Origin of the sequence: Nocardia sp. FBN12 (assembly GCF_050320175.1) — a bacterium.
In the GTDB taxonomy this organism is placed as follows: Bacteria; Actinomycetota; Actinomycetes; order Mycobacteriales; family Mycobacteriaceae; genus Nocardia.
Window position 1 is genome coordinate 3,592,093 of sequence record NZ_CP190048.1, and the last position, 16,631, is coordinate 3,608,723.

Genomic DNA, 16,631 nt, shown 5'->3' on the forward strand with positions numbered 1-16,631 from the left:
GACATGACAAGTCTCAGTGTGAGCGAGCCCCCGGTGCTGACCACCGAGCTCGACCTTTCGGCCGGCGTGGTGCTCGACGGGGTCATCAAGCAATACGGTGAGGACCGTCCGGCTCTCGACGTCGACCTCCTGCACGTGCCGGGACAGTCGCTGACCGTGCTGGTCGGGCCGTCGGGCTGCGGGAAATCGACCGCGCTCGGCGTGGTGTCGGGGTTGATCCCGCCCACCGCCGGACGGGTGCTCATCGACGGCACCGACGTCACCGACGTGGCGCCGGGGCGACGCGGTGTCTCGATGGTGTTCCAGGACTTCGCGCTGTACCCGCACATGACCGTCGAGCGCAATATCTCCTTCGGCCTGCGGCTGGAAGGCAAGCACAACCGCAACTCGGGGCTGGACCGCACCGAGATCGAGCGGCGGGTGGCGGGTGCGTGTGACAGCCTCGGGCTCAGTGAGCTGCGTCATCGCAGGCCCGCGCAGTTGTCGGGTGGTCAGCGGCAGCGGGTCGGGCTGGCCAGGGCGATCGTTCGGCAGCCGAAGGTGCTGCTGCTCGACGAGCCGTTGTCGGCGCTCGACGCGCAGTTGCGCCAGCTCGCGCGGGTGGAGCTGGTGCGGTTGCATCGCGAGCTCGGCAATACCGTCGTGCTCGTCACGCACGACCAGCTCGAGGCGTTGTCGATGGCCACGCATCTGGTGGTGATGAATGATTCGCGGGTGTTGCAGGTCGGCAGTCCGGCGCAGGTGTACCAGCGGCCGGTCGACCTGTTCGTCGCGACGTTCCTCGGTAGCCCGCCGATGAACCTGGCGACGGTGACCATGAATTCGGACGGGATAACCGGCCCGGGGTTGGATGTGCTTCTGCCACAGTCGGTTCCGGGTGTTCCGGCGGAACTGAAGCTGGGCTGGCGGCCGGGCGACGGCACACTGCGCGATCGTGACGACGCGGGATTGCTCGTGCACGGCGTGGTGGAGCTGGTCGAGTTCACCGGTGACACCAAGATCGCGCAGTGCACCGGCGAATCGGGTCGGTGGGCAGTGACACTGCCCGCGAACGATCAGGCGCCCGCGATCGGCTCGCGGATCCGGGTGTCCGTCCCGGCTGATCGACTGCACCTTTTCGACCCCGAAACCGGCGCCCGCGTAACGGCTTTCGATGCACCTGCTGATCACCAACGATGACGGCTACCGCGCGCCGGGTCTCCTGGCGTTGGCGGAAGCCGTGCGCGCGCTCGGCATCGACGCGACGGTGGTAGCACCGAGCGGGCCGATGTCGGGCGCGAGCCAGTCCCGGCGCAGTGGCGTCGCGATGAACTGGGAGTGGGCCGCACCGACCGCCGGTATTCCCACGCTGCACGTGGGGTCCACGCCGGCGGCGTGTGTGGTGTTCGCGCTGACGTCCGGGATCGTCGCGCCGGTCGACTTGTGTCTGAGCGGGGTGAACGCGGGCGAGAACATCGGGGCCACACTGAATGTCAGCGGTACCTTCGGCGCGGTCCAGGAGGCGGGCGCGCGTGGGGTGCCCGGGATCGCGTTCTCGCGGGAGTTCGGTGGGCCGTGGGCCGAGCCGGGTAACTGGGACTGGAGCTGGGTGCCCGCGGCGACCACTGGCGTACTCAGCACCCTCTTGGCGGAGCGGGCAAGCTGGTTCGCCGCGAACGTCAATCTCTCCGGCACCGATCGCGGCGCCGATCCGGCCTACACCAGGGTCAGTCGCGCGCGGTACTACACCGACATCTTCGACCTCGATCGCTCCGCCATCCTCAGCACGATCGGCTACCGTGCCGAGGACCTCGACCCCGGCGACGACATCTACGCCTTCGCCGAGCAGAAGCGGACCAGCATCACCCTCGTGCCGCGGGCTTGAACGGCTCGGACCGCAGCACGGTCTTCACGATCTTGCCGCCCGGGTTGCGCGGCAGCGGTTCGGTCCGCACCGAGAAATACTGGGGGACTTTGAAATCGGCGAGCCGCTCACGCAGGTAGCCGAGCACGGCGGCCTCGTCGAACTCGGTGCCAGGCACCGGCACCACCACGGCGCCGACCTTCTCGCCCATCATGTCGTCGGGGACCCCGACCACCGCGGATTCACCGATGCCGGGGGCGCCGGCGAGGGCGTTCTCCACCTCGACGCAGTACACGTTCTCGCCACCGCGGTTGATCATGTCCTTGGCTCGGTCCGCGATCGACACCAGCCCCCGCTCGTCGATCCGGGCGAGGTCACCGGTGCGCAGCCAGCCATCGACGAAGGTCGCGGCGGTGGCTTCGGGGTTGTTCCAGTATCCGGCAACGACATTGGCGCCACGGATGAGTAGTTCGCCGACGCCGCTGACGGGGTCCGGCGCGTCGATGGCCAGGTCGACGATCGGCGCGGCGAACCCCACCGAGTCCGCGTGGTCGGTGGCCCATTCGTGGGGCAGGTAGGTCGAGATGGACGCGGTCTCGGTGAGGCCGAAACCGTTGGCCAGGCGCGCGTTCGGGAAATGCGCGGCGATCTCGGCGACCAGCGCGGGCGCCACCGGCGCGCCACCGTAGGCGACCCGGTTCACCGCGCTCAGGTCGAACTCGGCGAAGTCGGGTTGCCGGAAGGCGAGGTAGTAGATGGCGGGAGGGTTGGTGAGCGAGGTGACTCGCTCGTCGACGATCGCGCGGAGGAAGTCCTGGATCTTGAACCGCGGCAGGATGATCGTGGTGCCGCCGATGGCGAGCTGGGGGATCAGCTGACTGTTGCAGGCGGTGACGTGGAACAGCGGCACCGAGACCAGATTGCGCAGGGTCGGGCCTTCGTCAACGGCGATCCGGGCGAGCCGGCGGACGTTCTCCACGGTGGCGAGCAGGTTGCGATGTGTGGTCATCGCGCCCTTAGGGCGGCCGGTGGTGCCGCTGGTGTAGAAAATCGCGGCCAGGTCGGTGGGGCCCGCGCCGTCGTAGACGTAGGGATCGCCCTGCGGCAGCGACTCGTTCGGCCGCAGACTGTAGGCGGCATCGGAGTCGGTCAGGACATAGTCGATCTCCGGGGCGGCGAACCGGGTGTTGACCGGGACCGCCACCGCACCGGCGAGCACGATACCGAGAAAGCCGACCACCCAATCGGTTCCGGCGTCGAGCAGGCTGGCGACGCGGTCACCCGGCTGGATTCCCTTGTCCCGCAATCCACCCGCTGTGTGTGCCGCGCGATCCCACAGTTGCCGGTAGGAGAGTCGCTCACCACCGATCTCGACGACGGCTTCCTGGTCGGGCGAGGTGTGCACCGTGTGGCGGAGCATGTCCACCAGAGAATCGGGCAGGTCGGCGTAGTGGGCGACACCGTGCTCGTCGCGGAAGATCCCCGCGGTGTCGAACGGTCGCACGATCATCATGAGCCCTGCGGGTTCAGCAGCGGGGCGAGGTTGTCCTCGGCGAAGAACTCCCGGCCGCTCAGCCCGCCTGCCATCATCCGGAACCACTGCTGGGTGTGTTTCGGGCTGCTCGGCAGTGCCCGCATCACCTCGACATGTTTGTCCGGCAGGACAAGTCGCGAGGATTCACAGGTGAATCGGTACATCGGCTTGCTCGACCGATCCCGCTGCGCCTGATAGTCGGCGAGCGCTTCGTCGATCGGCCGCGCCGCCGACAGCCCCTCGTGCACCCGCTCGGCGAGCAGGTCGGCGTAGGTGAACGCGTCGCTGATCCCGAGACCGGTGAAGGGGTCCTTGTGATATCCGGCGTCGCCGACCAATGCCCAACCGGGGCCGTGGGATTCGCGGTAGAAATTCTCCGGGTAGCGGGCGATGTAGAACCGTTCGTCGCGTTCGCCGGTGTCGAGCAGTTCGGCGAGGTCGGGCGCGGTTTCCTTGAACGCCAACGAGAAGTTGCGCTCGACATCGGTGCGGAACGGCGCGAACCGGTCGACGTATTGCACACACCAGATCAGCGTCTTGCCGTCGTTGGTCGGCCAGCCGCCGACCGCCTGCTTGTCGCCGATCCGCAACTGGCTCTGCATGTTCAGGCCGGACCAGTACGAGTAGGCGGTGAAGGTCTCCCCCGGGATCACGTCGTACTTCTGGGCACCGGTGAGCTGGGCGATAGTGGACGCGTATCCGTCGGCGCCGATGACGAGGCGGGCGTGTTCGGTGACCGGTTCGCCGTCGCGGTCGCGGCCGACGATGCCGGTGACGATCTCACCGTCGCGCACCAGATCTGTCACGGTGACGCCTTCGCGCAGATCGACCCCGGCCTCGCGGGCGGCATCCTGCAACAGCTTGTCGAGCACGATGCGCCGCGGCGCGTAGGTCTCGGCGATGCCGTCGATCGGGTCGGAGAAACCCTCGAAGTGGGCGTCGGCGTACGACATGGTGATCGAGTGGATGGGCGTGCAGCCGGTGGCTTCCAGCCGATCGAGCAGTCCCCAATCCCGCAGTCGCGCTAGTCCACTCTGCCGCAGCATGTGGGTCGACACGGCATCCTTGGGAAACAGCGCCTGGTCGACGCAGAGCACCCGGTAACCACGCCGCGCGAGCAGCATCGCGACCGTGGCACCGGCACAGCGGGCGCCGACAACAATGACATCGTGCACAGTCTTCGACCTTTCAGGCATCGAGCACGAGACGGTCCGTGCGCGCTCGGGAAACGCAGATCATCATGGTTTTGCCCGACTCCTGCTCAGCCGGGGTGAGCACCGAATCACGGTGCTCGACTTCGCCTTCGAGCACGGTGGTCTCGCAGGTCGCGCACGTTCCTTCGCGGCACGACCACAGCACATCGGCGCCTGCCCGTTCGAGTGCGTCCAGGACCGACGATCCCGCCGGTACTTCGATGTTCCGGCCGGAACGGTTGAGCACGACAGTGGTCGGCCGGTCGGGTCCGGTCGCCGCGAGCTCTTTCGGATGAAAACGCTCGACCCGCAGGGCATCCGCCGCACAGTGCTGCTCGACCGCGGCCAGCAGCGGCTCGGGACCACAGCAGTACACGAGGGTGCCCGAGGTCACCGGCGCGAGAATCTCGGCCAGTGGCATCAGCCCGACTTCGTCCTGCGCGTAGCGACGAACCCGCGCGCCATAGGCGGACAGCTCGTCGGCGAACGCCATCCGCGCGCCGGTGCGGCCGCCGTAATGCAGTTGCCAGTCGGCGCCGTGTTGTTCGAGTGCGCCGATCATCGGCAGCAGCGGGGTGATCCCGATGCCGCCGGCGATCAGGAGGTAGCTCGCCGCCTGCGTGAGCGGGAAATTGTTGCGTGGTTCCCGGATCTCCAGCAGCGTGCCCGGCCGCACTTTCTCGTGCATCCACGCCGACCCGCCCCGGCCCTGCTCCTCGAGCAGCACCGCGATGCGATAACTGTCCCGATTCGCGGGGTCGCCACACAGCGAGTACTGGCGAACGACGCCGTCGGGCAGCACGACATCCACGTGCGCACCCGGTTCCCACGGCGGCAGTGGCGCGCCGCCGGGGTCGGTGAGCACAAAGGACAGCACGCCCTCTGATTCGTAGGTGATGGACCGAATTCGCACAATCGCGCTGATCACACGACGAGTCTCGCAGGGGTTCGGCGGCCCGCGGGGATTGATACTTTCAACGAATTGCCGGATTGAAAACGGCTCGATCGACTATCGGTCGTCGGCGTGCGAAACGATCAGGAATCGAGAAGTGTCGAGGTCGGCGCCGTGTCAGCATTGTTTTCTACCGACCGAGGAAAGGGTTTTCGATGAACATCACCTGGGTTCGACGAGCTCACCGCTGGCTTGCCGTCGGCTTCTTGGCGGCAGTGGTCATCACGGTGATCGGGTTGTCGCTCAGCGGACCGGAGTGGGTGGTCTACCTGCCCCTGATTCCGCTCGCGGCGCTCTTCCTGTCCGGTGCGTCGATGTTCGTGGTGCTCTTGCGCGGCTCGCGAGCAGTGCTGGTTTCCCGTGGCAGTACCGGACTCGTCGGCCTGATACACCGTTGGTCGGCGGTGGTGTTCGTCGTCACCGTTGTCGCCACCGTGATCGCGCTGGCGCAACCGGAACCGATCGTATGGGTCTCCTATCTGCCGTTGATTCCGCTCGCCGGGCTCTTCCTGTCCGGCTCGTTCATGCTGGCGACATGGGCACGCCGTACGGTATTGTAGGTACGTACCTACAATGGGAGATTGCGATGACTTCGATGAGCGCTCGGGAGTTCAACCAGGACGTCAGCGCTGCGAAACGGGCTGCGACCGTGGAGCCGGTCGTGATCACAGATCGCGGTGAGGACGCTTTTGTGCTCTTGTCTATCGACGAGTACCGGCGACTGAAGGCCGACAGTCAGGACCTCGTCTCCCGCCTGAGCATGGACGACGAAATCGAGTTCGAACCGGCACCGCTGCAGGTGAATCTGCGGGTCGCAGACCTGTGACTTTCCTCCTCGACACCAACGTCATCAGTGAGTTGCGCAAGTCGCGGCAGTCGGCGAACCCGCAGGTGCGCTCATGGGTGGCGCAACGACGACCGTCCGACTTGTTCCTGAGCGTCATTACGATCATGGAGGTCGAAATCGGTATCGGCCGAATTGAACGACGCGACGCCGCGCAGGGCAATCGATTGCGCACGTGGCTCGAAGACGATCTGTTGGATGTCTTCGCGAACCGGATTCTGGCATTTGACCTCGCCGTCGGCCGACGCGCCGCACGGTTGCACGTTCCGGACCCACGCCCCGAGCGCGATGCGATGATCGCGGCAACCGCGAGTGAGCACGGCATGATTGTAGTGACTCGCAATCTCGCGGACTTCGAGCCGATGGGCGTGCCTGTCCTCAACCCCTGGGTGCACGCCTGACGGTCCGTCCTATAACACCGTCATCTCGGCCTCACCCGATGTCGACCACCCGTGCCCACGCAGGTGGTCGGTCCGGAACGTAGTCCGGATCGCCCTCCTGCCATGCGCGCGGGCGGCGGAACAGGCCGACCACGGTTCGACAGGCCGGTTGGTGTGTGGGCCAGGGAGTTTGGCCGTCGGTCAGGGCGACGAGGACGTCCGGGCGGGTGCGCAGGGCAAGGGTGAAACCGGTGCGCAGGTCGGTGCCGCCACCGCCGATCAGCGTCATGCCCTCGGCCTGGCACAGTGGGTGGGCGATTCTGGCCGCCGCGTCGCAGGAAAACACGGTGACCAGGTCGCGGCGGCCGCCGACGGCGCGGATGATGGCGGCCACTTCGAGTAGGGCGCTGCCCAGTTCGTCGTCGCTGACCGATCCCGAGGTGTCGATCACCACGCTGACCTTGGGTGGGGTGCGGCGCAGGCTCGGCAGCACGATGCCGGGGAGTGCGGTCGAGCGCCGGGCGGGGCGGCGGTAGGTGTAATCCTCGCCGACGCCGGGGGCCGAGGCGGCCGCGCGGAGGGCGGCTCCGAGCAGATCCCGCCACGGTTGTGAGGGGTGCAGGGCCTCGTTCGCCCAGCGTCGCCACCCCTGGGGCGCGTCTCCTGGACGGCCGACGATGCCCTGCGCCACGAGGAATCGGACGCCTTCGCGCTGCTGTTCGCTGAGACCGTCGGCGCCGTCGGGTCCCAGTTCCCACTCACGGTCCGATCCGTCCGCGCCGCTACCGCAGTCGAGCCACGCCATGCCTTCCGTCAGATGCCCGAGGCGGAACTGACCCAGGTAGTCCTCCATGAGTTGACCTGGATCCAGCCCCAAGGTGCTGGGCAGGACCGCGCCCTCGGGCCAGACCAATCCGTCGCCGAACGCGTCGTCGTTGATCTCGGCATCCGCGGCGATATTCATGCGCAGGCGCTCCCCCGGGCCGGTCAGCTCGTGGGCGTGGGCGTAGCGGTCGCTGCGCGCGTGATGGTCTCGCAGCAGGTGCGAAACCTCGTGCACCAGAATCGAAGCCAGATCTTCCACCGGCGTGCTGTCGACGAACCGGGGCGACACGTAGCACCGCCAGTGTTTGTCCACCCCCATCGTCGGCACCCCTCGCGACTCGACGATGTGCAGCGCGTACAGGGCAGTCGCCAGATAAGGACGGGCCGAGACCGCTTGCAGCCGTGCGGCATACAGCTTGTCGAAATCCAGCCCGGTGGTATCCGCCGTCATCGGCCCGCCTTGACCGCAACGCGGGCCGCGGCGCGATCAGCGCTCTGGGATACCGACACCACCGCGGCGAGTTGTTCGATCGACGCGGGCACCTCCCAGTTGTCGCGGCGCAGCGTGGCCAGGGTGGTCGCGGGAACGACCACCAGGTCGGGTGCCCCGGTTTCCAGGGCTTTGACCAGCAGCGACCAGGCCGCGTCCCACCGTGCCTTCTCCGGTCGTTTGCGGACCGCGGCCACCACACCGTCGAGGGCCGCCTGGCGCAGGTCGCCCCGCGTCGGCAGTTCGGCGGCGGCCGGATCGGCCAGCAGCGCTTCCGGGTCGGGCAGGTCCATCCGATCGATGCTGGTCAGCAGTTCGAACCCGGCGCCGTCGCCGACCGTGCCGCGGATCAACTGCGACAGCACATCGCGACTCGCGTCGGCCGCGGTGGCGAAGGAGATCAGGCGCAGGGTCATCTCCCAGCTGCGCGGCGACGGCCACGGCCCGCCCCGCCGGGTTTCGGTGGTGGGAATCTGATGCACGAGTTTCGGTCGCGCCGCGAGCAGCGTGCAGACCGCCCGCCGAGCGAAAGCGACTGCCTCCGAAAAGCTTTCGGAGGCCAGCTGCGGCAAGGTCGCGCGCGGCCAGGTTCCGCCGAGGCCCCGGACGACGACGTCGTGCTCATGGGTCCACTGCAGGTGCACGAAGCGGTTCGCCAGCGGTGGGCTCAGCTCCCAGCCGTCAGCGGCCGAGGAGCGCGGGTTGGCGGCCGCGACGATGCGCACACCCGGCGGCAGTTCCAGTGCGCCGACCCGCCTTTCGAGAACGACGCGCAACAGTGCGGCCTGCACGGCGGGCGGTGCGGTGGACAGCTCGTCGAGGAACAGCAAGCCGCGCCCGGCCCGCACGAGTCGCACCGCCCAGTCCGGCGGCGCCATCGGCACACCCTGGTTGGCGGGGTCGTCGCCGATGATCGGCAGGCCCGAAAAGTCCGACGGCTCGTGCACACTCGCGATGACCGTGGTCAGCGGCAGGTCAAGGGACTCCGCGAGCTGGGTGAGGGCCGCGGTCTTGCCGATGCCCGGCTCGCCCCACAGCAGGACCGGTAGGTCGGCGGCCACTGCCAAGGTGAGAGCTTCCAGTTGGGTGTTGCGACGCGGCTCTGTCGTCACTTCACCCAGCATGGCGAGGAGTTCGCCCGCGATATCGAGCTGGGAGTGGGCGGCGCGAATCGGGAGCGGCGGGCAGAGGGTGTGAACAGTCATGTGTGAATCACCTTTGGGTTCAGAAGAATTCGATGGATGATGGCAGGTGGAGCGAAGCTCGGCCTCGGCCGACGAAGGCACCGGATGACCTGCTCGGAATTCAGCAGCGACGCCAGCATGGTCGGCACTGCGAAAGCCGCACGAGCCGAACGCGCGAGTCAGCCCGTCGAGGCGGATCAGCTGGTCATCGCAGGTCGGCACGACTTCGCCTGTCAGTGCGACACCGCGTGATCCCGATGGCCCGGACGGCAACTCAGCGCAAGACCGCGTGTCTCGGACGGGCGCGACGGCCTTTACGGTCGTACCGGTCAGGAGGGGTATGGCCGCGACCCGGCGCGGGCAGGCCCGCCCGGAAGAGGCCGTAGGTAATCCGTTGTCGTACAGCGGCTTCGAGCGCGTCACGCAGGGGTCCGTCGCGCAGCACCGCGTCGGCGCCGAGCTTTGTTTCGACGATGGTGAGCGCGCCGTCGATATCGCCGTGGTCCAGACGGTCGCAGACGCCGACCAGCCAATCCGGCTGGCGCAGTGATCGGTCGATGGCTTGCAGGCAGGGCATCGGCGTGCCGGTCAGGGCTGCCAGGAGTTCTTCGCGCCGGATTTCGGCAGGGTCGTGGTCCAGGGCGGCGAGCACCCCGTTCACCAGGCCGATCCGGTGGCGTTCGCCCCGGCATTCCACGAGCCGATAACCGGCGGCGATCGCGGATCTCTCGATCGGCGCTCCGTCGCGGCCGAGCGCGGAAGCGACCAGCGGATGCAGGCGATCGGCGGTGATCGCGTCCGCGCGCAGCAATTCCAGGTCGGGGAGAACCCAGGTCGCCGCGTCGGGCAGGACCGGAAGGGCCGAGATGCCGCCACGCGGATGTTCCCTCGAAATCCGCACCGCGGGTGGATCATCCGCGCGCACATCCAGCACAACCCGTTTCCGCGCACCACACCGCACCAGGACGAGCCCGGACCGGCGCCCCTGCGCCCGCAGCAGAATTCCCGCTTCGTCCGCCCAGCGATCGACGGCACATCCCGGCGGAATCGTTGCGGGCAGACCGGAGCCGGGATCGTCACCCGGTGGCAGCGACACGGGTTCCCCGGAGGCGGGTTCGATGCCTGACGCAATCGCCGTGGCGGCGAATTGCGCTGCTCCAGAACGGGTTCGCAACTCCTGCGCTCTGCGCGAATCCCACAGGTGCCGGTGCAGGTCGAGACGGTAGCGACTGTTGGGCCGAGGGTGGGGGTGCATGCGCGCACTGGTCGCGGGGCTCGCCATGTCCCACAGCGTGAGGCCGATCCGCTGGCCGGCCGCCGCCCAAGCCGGTGGCGTGCGGACCACCAGGTACACGGAACCGGCACTGGGCGTGGACATTCCGATATCGAGGTCGCCGATGTCATCGGCGTCGTAGCGAGCCAGCACCATCGTCAACCCGGGCCGCAACAATCCGTCCGGCGCGATTCTGGGGAGATGCCAGCGCAGCAGATCCGGCGCCAGGTGTCGCAGGTCGGCCCGCACGTGGGCGGCGAGTCCCCGCCCGTGCGTCCGCGCCAATGCCCGCAAGTCCACATCGACGTCGACGTGAGCCGCGGCGCACGCACCGGACCAGTCACCGACGAGACGCCGTGCGGTAGCTACTTCGATCATCCCGGGCGGCACAGCGAGCTCGCGCACCCGTAACCAAAGGGCTTGGCGCGCATCGTCATATGACGAACGAGTGCTCTGCGGAATTTTCGTGAATTCCCCGCGATCGAGCGGGAGAGAAGCCGGTTCGATGACCGGCGTGGGGCTCAACGGCCCGGGCGCAGGACGCCCTTTCGACTGGATGTCATGTGGCCAGTATGCACAACATCGCGCACCCCGACAAGCGGTGACGTTCGATCGCCCGGCCCGCGACCGGGTCGACGAACAAGGCGGGCCCAGGTCAGCGACCCGGACCCGCCTCAGCGATAACTCGCTATCGCGCGTCGGTCAGCTCGCGCGCGTCGGACCGGTCGCCCAGCTGGGGATAGGTCGGGTATTCGATGCCCGAGATGTACTGCACGGTCCGCACCACCTGGCACGAGTAGCCGAACTCGTTGTCGTACCAGACGTAGAGAATCGCGGTGTCGCCCTCGACGATGGTGGCGTTGGCGTCGATGATCGAGGCCGCGCGCGAGCCGATGAAGTCGCTCGAGACCGCGTCGGTGGCGGCGGTGTAGTCGAGGTTACGGCTCAACGGGCCCGCGAGCGATACCTGACGCAGGTACGCGAGCACGTCTTCCTTGGTCGTGTCCTGCTTCAGCTGCAAGTTCAGGATCGCGACGGAGACGTCCGGGGTGGGCACGCGGATCGAGTTGCCGGTGATCTTGGCCTTGAAGTCCGGCATCGCCTTGGCCACCGCGGAGGCGGCGCCGGTCTCGGTGAGCACCAGGTTGAACGGCGCGGACCGGCCGCGACGATCGGCCTTGTGGTAGTTGTCGAGGAGGTTCTGGTCGTTGGTGAACGAGTGCACCGTCTCCACGTGACCGCGCACGATGCCGAACTCGTCGTCCATGGCCTTGAGCGGCGGCACGATCGCGTTGGTCGTGCAGGAGGCGCAGGAGAAGATCTCCTGCGACAGGTCGAGGTCGCGGTGGTTGACCCCGTGCACGATGTTGGGCACGTCACCCTTGCCCGGCGCGGTGAGCACCACCTTCGCGATGCCGGGGCGCAGGTGCTGCGCCAGGCCCTCGCGGTCACGCCAGCGACCGGTGTTGTCGATCAGGATCGCGTTGTCGATGCCGTAGGCGGTGTAGTCGATCGTCGTCGGGTCATCGCTGTAGATGAACTTGATGACGTTGCCGTTCGCGGTGATCGTGTCGTTGTCGGTATCGACCTTGATCGTGCCGTTGAAGTGCCCGTGCACCGAGTCACGGCGCAGCAGCGACGCGCGCTTGGCAAGGTCGTCGTCGCCACCCTTGCGCACCACCACCGCGCGCAGGCTCAGCCCGTTGCCCGACCCGGCCTTCTCGATCAGCAGCCGGGTGACCAGCCGCCCGATCCGCCCGAACCCGTAGAGCACCACATCACGCGGCCCCTGCGACACGGCCTTGTTGCCGTCGCTCACCTCGGCCAGCACCGCGGTGGTGTACTCCTCGACCGACAGCCCACGCTCATCCGCGTGAAATGCCATCACGAGCTGACCCAGATCGATCTTGCACGGCCCCAGATCCAACTGGCTGATGACCTGCAGAAACGGCAGAGTCTCGTCCACCGACAGCTCTTCGCCGCCGATCTGGCGCGCGAACCGATGCGTCCGCAGAATGCTGATCACCGACTTGTTCACCAGCGACCGGCTGTGCAGCAGAATCGTCACACCCTTGCTGCGATACAGCGTTCCGATGATCGGAATCATCGCCTCCGCCGCGGCTTCCTGGGCGTTCCAGCGATCAAGTTGTTCGGTAGTCAACACACGTCCTCTAGTTTTCAACGATGTTTGCGTTGTATCGATGCTAGTGAGGGCGGAATTTTCACCGAGGGCCACTCCCCACCGGTGAGATCATGCGCACTGTGTGTATCGGCGAGCGATCAGAACTTTCCTGTGTGATGGTCGACTCGGTGGCCCAGCCGGGTAGTGAACTCGGCGATGAACTCCTCGGTCAGGGATGGCCAGCCCCAGAAGTCGAAGGCGAGGGTGCCGAGGGCGAAACCCCACGGCCACTGCCAGTCGATGATCGGGCTGGTCGTCTGGCACGCGGGGCACGACACCGCGCCGGCGCCTGTCTGCTCCCAGGCCTCGATCGCGGCCGAAAAGGGTTGCCATACCGCGGGATCCGCTTCCCAGGCCTGTGGGTAGTCGATGATCACCGTCTTCGCCTGGCAGCTCGGGCAGGTCGCGTCGGCCGGTTCGATCTCGCCCTGACCGCCGTAGTGAGCGTGGCGGCCGACGATGACCGCTACCGGTGCGGGAATCCAATCGGCGTCCGAATTGTCGGCGATCTCGGCCCAGGCACGCCCCGCGACGTACCCTTCGTCGGCGTGGAGGCTGTACATCGCGTAACCCGATTTCTCCCGGAGCAGCCACCCCCTCGACACCATCCAGTCGACCATCCGCTCCGCCACCACCTCCGCGTCCGCCGCAGCTACGTCGAGATCGACAATCCGTTCGAAGTAATCACCCACCCCTGCATCCTGCCACCGGGGACCGACACCCGCCGCGGGCCGGTGGACACCGCACTCAGGTCGCGGCAGTCCAGCTGATCATGGCGGGTTTCACCCTGGCGCACAGCGGGTTTCCGGTCGCGTCGGTGAGGCCGAGACGCGCCTCCAGTACTCCCGATTCCGTCGCGGCGGCGAGGGTCTCAGCGGGGACGTCGGCGAGCATCAGTTTGGCCCGGCGGAACATGGTGAGCGTGCCGCCGTCATCGACGGTGACCCAACTGAGGTAGACGAACCGCTCCCCTGGTCGACCCTGGATGTAGGCCCCGCGAATATCGGCGTCGACCACAGTGCACTCCACCGTCCACGCGACAGTGTCCGCGTCACCGCGTTGCGGGTCGAGCAGTTCCTGTGGCCGGTTCTTCCGCTGCACGCCGACGTGGATGTTCGAGTACGTGGCCTCGTTCCCCGCCGGCCGGCAGGACGACCCGGGCAGCTGCGTCCCCACGATTCGGATGAGCATGCGGCCATTGTCGCGCACACGCCGATTCTCGCTCGCTCGTGCCCGACGATCAGCCCACCGTCGCCGACTCGTCCGTAGGAGACTGCGCTGCTTGGTCTTTCGTGGGCGTTGCCGGCCACCACACCCTGTCGCCCAGGAGCGCGAACAACGCGGGGACGACCAGCGTGCGAACCACGAACGTGTCGAGCAGGATGCCGATCCCGACCACGATGCCCAGCTGGGTCAGGGTGATCAACGGCAGCACACCGAGCACACAGAACACCGCGGCGAGGACGACACCGGCGCTGGTGATCACGGCACCGGTCGAGGCGACGGCGCGCACCATCCCCTGCGTGGTGCCGTGCGCACCCGCTTCCTCGCGCGCCCTGGTGACCAGGAAGATCGTGTAATCCACGCCGAGCGCTACCAGGAACAGGAAGCCGAACAGCGGCACGTTCGTGTCCAGCGCGGGGAAGCCGAAGACCGTGCCGCTGATCCAGCTGCCCGCACCGAGCGCGGCGAGCGCACTGAGAACCGTGACGCCGACGAGCAGCACGGCGGCGGGCACCGCGCGCAGTAGCGCCAGCAACACCAGCAGCACGACCGCGAGGATCAGCGGAATGACCAGCGCCTGGTCGCGGCGGGCGGCGTCGCGGATGTCGAGCGCTTCGGCGTCCGACCCACCGACGAGCGCCTCGGCGCCGGGGACCGCGCCGACCGCCGTCCTGATCGCCGCGATGGTGGTGAACGCCTCCGCTGAGCCCGGTGCGGCGTCGAGCACGACGGACCAGCGTGTCGAACCGTTCTCGGCGGTGCCGGTGGCCGTGGCGCGCGAGACACCCTGCACGCCGTCGAGTGCCGTCTGGATCTGGGCGGTGGTCGTACTCCGCGCGATCACCACGGCTGGATCCGACGAGCCGGACGGGAAGTGTTCGGCCATGGCCTCCAGCCCGTCGACCGATTCGGCCTCGACACGGAACTGTTCGGTCTGCGAGAGGCCGATGTCGGTGGTCGCGAGCCCGGTGGCGAAGACGATCAGAACCGCCGAAGCCGCCCCGGCGACCACGGCCGGACGTCGCACCACGCGCCTCGCGACCACCGCCCACGCGCCCTGCTCGGCCGCGTCGCGACCGTCCGGGCGCGGCACGAACGGCCAGAAGATCCGCCGCCCGCACAGTGCCAGCGCGGGCGGCAACGCGGCGAGGACGAAGACCAGCGCCACCACGAGCCCGGCCGCGGCGAACGCGCCGAGGCTGCGGGTATTGGGTAGCAGGGCGAGCAACAGCGTCAGCAGGGCGAGGACGACGGTGACATTGCTGGCGACGATGGCGGGCGCGGCATGGCGCACCGCGGCGCGCAACGCCACTCGATGGTCGGTGTGGCGATGCAGTTCGTCGCGGTACCGCGACACCAGCAGCAGCGCGTAGTTCGTCCCCGCTCCGAAGACGAGCACGCTGGTGATACCCGAGGTCGAACCGTCGAAAGCCAGCCCGGTGAGCTCGGCCAGCAGCGTGCCGACGCTGGTGGCGACGCGATCGGCGAGGCCGACCACCGTCAACGGCACCAGCCACAACACCGGCGAGCGATAGGTGAGGATGAGCAAGACCATCACCACGATCGCGGTGACGATCAGCAGGAGCGCGTTCGCGCCGGAGAAGGAATCGGCGATGTCGGCGCCGAAAGCCGGTCCGCCGGTGATCTGCACGCGCACCGTATCGGGCAGGTCGGTGGTGACGGCGACCCGCAGTTCGCCGATCCGGTCGGTGAGCGCGAAGCCGTTGAGCTGGGCGGACACCGGGATCTGGGCGAGCGCGGCGCGCCCGTCGGGAGCGATGATCACCGGGGTGTGATCCCCCGCGCGGGTGAGCGCCGCATCCGTTGCCGCGAGATCGCCCGGGGTCAGTACGCCGCCGTCGGCGCGCGTCGCCACCATGATCGCGGCCGCCGTTCCGGCATCGGGAAACCGTGCGGCGGCCTCGGCGGCCTCGGCCGATTCCGCCGATCGCGGCAACGACACCGGGGCCTGGCCCGCGCTGTCGTTGCTCCCCGCCAGCGCCATCACGGCCATGGCGGCCGCGACGACCACCAGCAGCACCGCCCACGATCGCCGACCCGTCACCAGCCCAGCGAACCGGTCCCAGCCGTTCCCGTCGCTCATTCGCATCACGCCAAAACTATTTCAGAAACTTAAATAGTTGGCAATCGCGGCGCGTCCGACAGCTAAGCTCCCTGTCGGACAGAGAGGAGGCCGCGCATGGGTGACGACACCGACCCGGCCACCGACCGGACAGGGTTGGAGACCGACATAGCCAGGGACCTCCGTGCCCTGACCGCGATCTCCGAACAGATCGGCCACGTCTTCGCTCGCTCGAACGACCTGCGCCCCAATGATTTCCGCGCCCTGATGCATATCGCGACCGCCGACGCAGAGGGCGCACCGCTCAGCGCGGGCCAGTTGAGCAGATCGATGGGCGTCTCCGCACCCGCCGTCACCTACCTGGTCGAGCGCATGATCGAAGCCGGACACCTCGAACGCGTCGCCGATCCGACCGACCGGCGACGGGTCCACCTGAGCTATACCGACCAGGGCATGTCCGTCGCATCCGGCTTCTTCGGCCCACTCAGCACACGCACCCGCGCCGCGCTGGCCTGCCTGCCCGACGCCGATCTGACCGCCGCCCACCGTGTCCTCGTCGGCGTCACCGCCGCGCTGCGCGAGTTCTACGCCGAGTTACCGGAGCCGGGGCAGGCCGCCGAGTAG

The 16,631-nt window shown here is 67.9% G+C and carries 17 protein-coding genes; 7 read left to right on the forward strand and 10 right to left on the reverse strand.

What is annotated here, in order from left to right; translation table 11 throughout:
- The first annotated feature begins 3 nt into the window (after positions 1–3).
- The gene (locus ACQHI0_RS17260; RefSeq protein ID WP_427908945.1) at positions 4–1,179 is read left to right on the forward strand and encodes an ABC transporter ATP-binding protein; all 1,176 of its coding nucleotides are present in this window, start codon (positions 4–6) and stop codon (positions 1,177–1,179) included.
- Entirely contained in the window at positions 1,154–1,864 is a 711-nt protein-coding gene (gene surE / locus ACQHI0_RS17265) for a 5'/3'-nucleotidase SurE (RefSeq protein ID WP_427908946.1), read from the forward strand. The genes ACQHI0_RS17260 and surE overlap by 26 nt, the downstream gene beginning before the upstream one ends.
- On the opposite strand, the gene ACQHI0_RS17270 is transcribed toward surE, so the two are convergent.
- The 3 genes from ACQHI0_RS17270 to ACQHI0_RS17280 are packed head-to-tail and all read right to left on the reverse strand — an operon-like array spanning position 1,842 to position 5,498.
- The gene (locus ACQHI0_RS17270; RefSeq protein WP_427908947.1) at positions 1,842–3,356 is read right to left on the reverse strand and encodes a class I adenylate-forming enzyme family protein; all 1,515 of its coding nucleotides are present in this window, start codon (positions 3,354–3,356) and stop codon (positions 1,842–1,844) included. The genes surE and ACQHI0_RS17270 overlap by 23 nt on opposite strands.
- Positions 3,353–4,552 (reverse strand): FAD-dependent oxidoreductase, encoded by a 1,200-nt coding sequence (locus ACQHI0_RS17275; RefSeq protein WP_427908948.1) that lies wholly within the window; start codon positions 4,550–4,552, stop codon positions 3,353–3,355. The genes ACQHI0_RS17270 and ACQHI0_RS17275 overlap by 4 nt, the downstream gene beginning before the upstream one ends.
- Positions 4,553–4,565: 13 nt before the next feature.
- Entirely contained in the window at positions 4,566–5,498 is a 933-nt protein-coding gene (locus tag ACQHI0_RS17280; RefSeq protein WP_427908949.1) for a PDR/VanB family oxidoreductase, read from the reverse strand.
- Between the two features lie 179 nt (positions 5,499–5,677).
- Here ACQHI0_RS17280 and ACQHI0_RS17285 point away from each other — a divergent pair, with 179 nt between their 5' ends.
- From ACQHI0_RS17285 to ACQHI0_RS17295, 3 genes are read left to right on the forward strand one after another with little or no spacing between them, the layout of a single operon-like run.
- Positions 5,678–6,082 (forward strand): hypothetical protein, encoded by a 405-nt coding sequence (locus ACQHI0_RS17285; RefSeq protein ID WP_427908950.1) that lies wholly within the window; start codon positions 5,678–5,680, stop codon positions 6,080–6,082.
- Complete coding sequence (locus ACQHI0_RS17290) at positions 6,058–6,348, forward strand: type II toxin-antitoxin system Phd/YefM family antitoxin (RefSeq protein WP_427908951.1); 291 nt, start codon at positions 6,058–6,060, stop codon at positions 6,346–6,348. Before ACQHI0_RS17285 ends, ACQHI0_RS17290 begins: the two co-directional genes overlap by 25 nt.
- Positions 6,345–6,767, forward strand: a complete 423-nt coding sequence (locus ACQHI0_RS17295) for a type II toxin-antitoxin system VapC family toxin (protein WP_427908952.1) — start codon at positions 6,345–6,347, stop codon at positions 6,765–6,767. Before ACQHI0_RS17290 ends, ACQHI0_RS17295 begins: the two co-directional genes overlap by 4 nt.
- 31 nt (positions 6,768–6,798) lie before the next feature.
- On the opposite strand, the gene ACQHI0_RS17300 is transcribed toward ACQHI0_RS17295, so the two are convergent.
- Positions 6,799–8,022: a vWA domain-containing protein gene (locus ACQHI0_RS17300; protein WP_427908953.1), complete on the reverse strand. Its 1,224-nt coding sequence runs from the start codon at positions 8,020–8,022 to the stop codon at positions 6,799–6,801.
- Positions 8,019–9,266 (reverse strand): AAA family ATPase, encoded by a 1,248-nt coding sequence (locus ACQHI0_RS17305; protein WP_427908954.1) that lies wholly within the window; start codon positions 9,264–9,266, stop codon positions 8,019–8,021. Before ACQHI0_RS17305 ends, ACQHI0_RS17300 begins: the two co-directional genes overlap by 4 nt.
- A 36-nt stretch (positions 9,267–9,302) precedes the next feature.
- Here ACQHI0_RS17305 and ACQHI0_RS17310 point away from each other — a divergent pair, with 36 nt between their 5' ends.
- The gene (locus tag ACQHI0_RS17310; RefSeq protein ID WP_427908955.1) at positions 9,303–9,497 is read left to right on the forward strand and encodes a hypothetical protein; all 195 of its coding nucleotides are present in this window, start codon (positions 9,303–9,305) and stop codon (positions 9,495–9,497) included.
- 22 nt (positions 9,498–9,519) lie between these two features.
- Here ACQHI0_RS17310 and ACQHI0_RS17315 read toward each other — a convergent pair whose 3' ends face one another.
- From ACQHI0_RS17315 to ACQHI0_RS17335, 5 genes are all read right to left on the reverse strand, one after another.
- Positions 9,520–10,896: a hypothetical protein gene (locus tag ACQHI0_RS17315; protein WP_427908956.1), complete on the reverse strand. Its 1,377-nt coding sequence runs from the start codon at positions 10,894–10,896 to the stop codon at positions 9,520–9,522.
- Positions 10,897–11,206: 310 nt separating this feature from the next.
- Positions 11,207–12,625 carry a glyceraldehyde-3-phosphate dehydrogenase gene (locus ACQHI0_RS17320; RefSeq protein WP_427909194.1) on the reverse strand — a complete coding sequence of 473 codons (1,419 nt, stop codon included), beginning with the start codon at positions 12,623–12,625 and terminating at the stop codon, positions 11,207–11,209.
- Positions 12,626–12,798: 173 nt separating this feature from the next.
- Positions 12,799–13,392, reverse strand: coding sequence for a hypothetical protein (locus ACQHI0_RS17325; protein ID WP_427908957.1), 594 nt, complete (start codon positions 13,390–13,392; stop codon positions 12,799–12,801).
- Positions 13,393–13,447: 55 nt separating this feature from the next.
- Positions 13,448–13,891, reverse strand: a complete 444-nt coding sequence (locus tag ACQHI0_RS17330) for a DUF5990 family protein (protein WP_427908958.1) — start codon at positions 13,889–13,891, stop codon at positions 13,448–13,450.
- A gap of 49 nt (positions 13,892–13,940) precedes the next feature.
- On the reverse strand, positions 13,941–16,028 hold the full coding sequence (locus tag ACQHI0_RS17335; protein WP_427908959.1) for an MMPL family transporter: 2,088 nt from the start codon (positions 16,026–16,028) through the stop codon (positions 13,941–13,943).
- 96 nt (positions 16,029–16,124) lie between these two features.
- Here ACQHI0_RS17335 and ACQHI0_RS17340 point away from each other — a divergent pair, with 96 nt between their 5' ends.
- Positions 16,125–16,631: a MarR family winged helix-turn-helix transcriptional regulator gene (locus ACQHI0_RS17340; protein ID WP_427908960.1), complete on the forward strand. Its 507-nt coding sequence runs from the start codon at positions 16,125–16,127 to the stop codon at positions 16,629–16,631.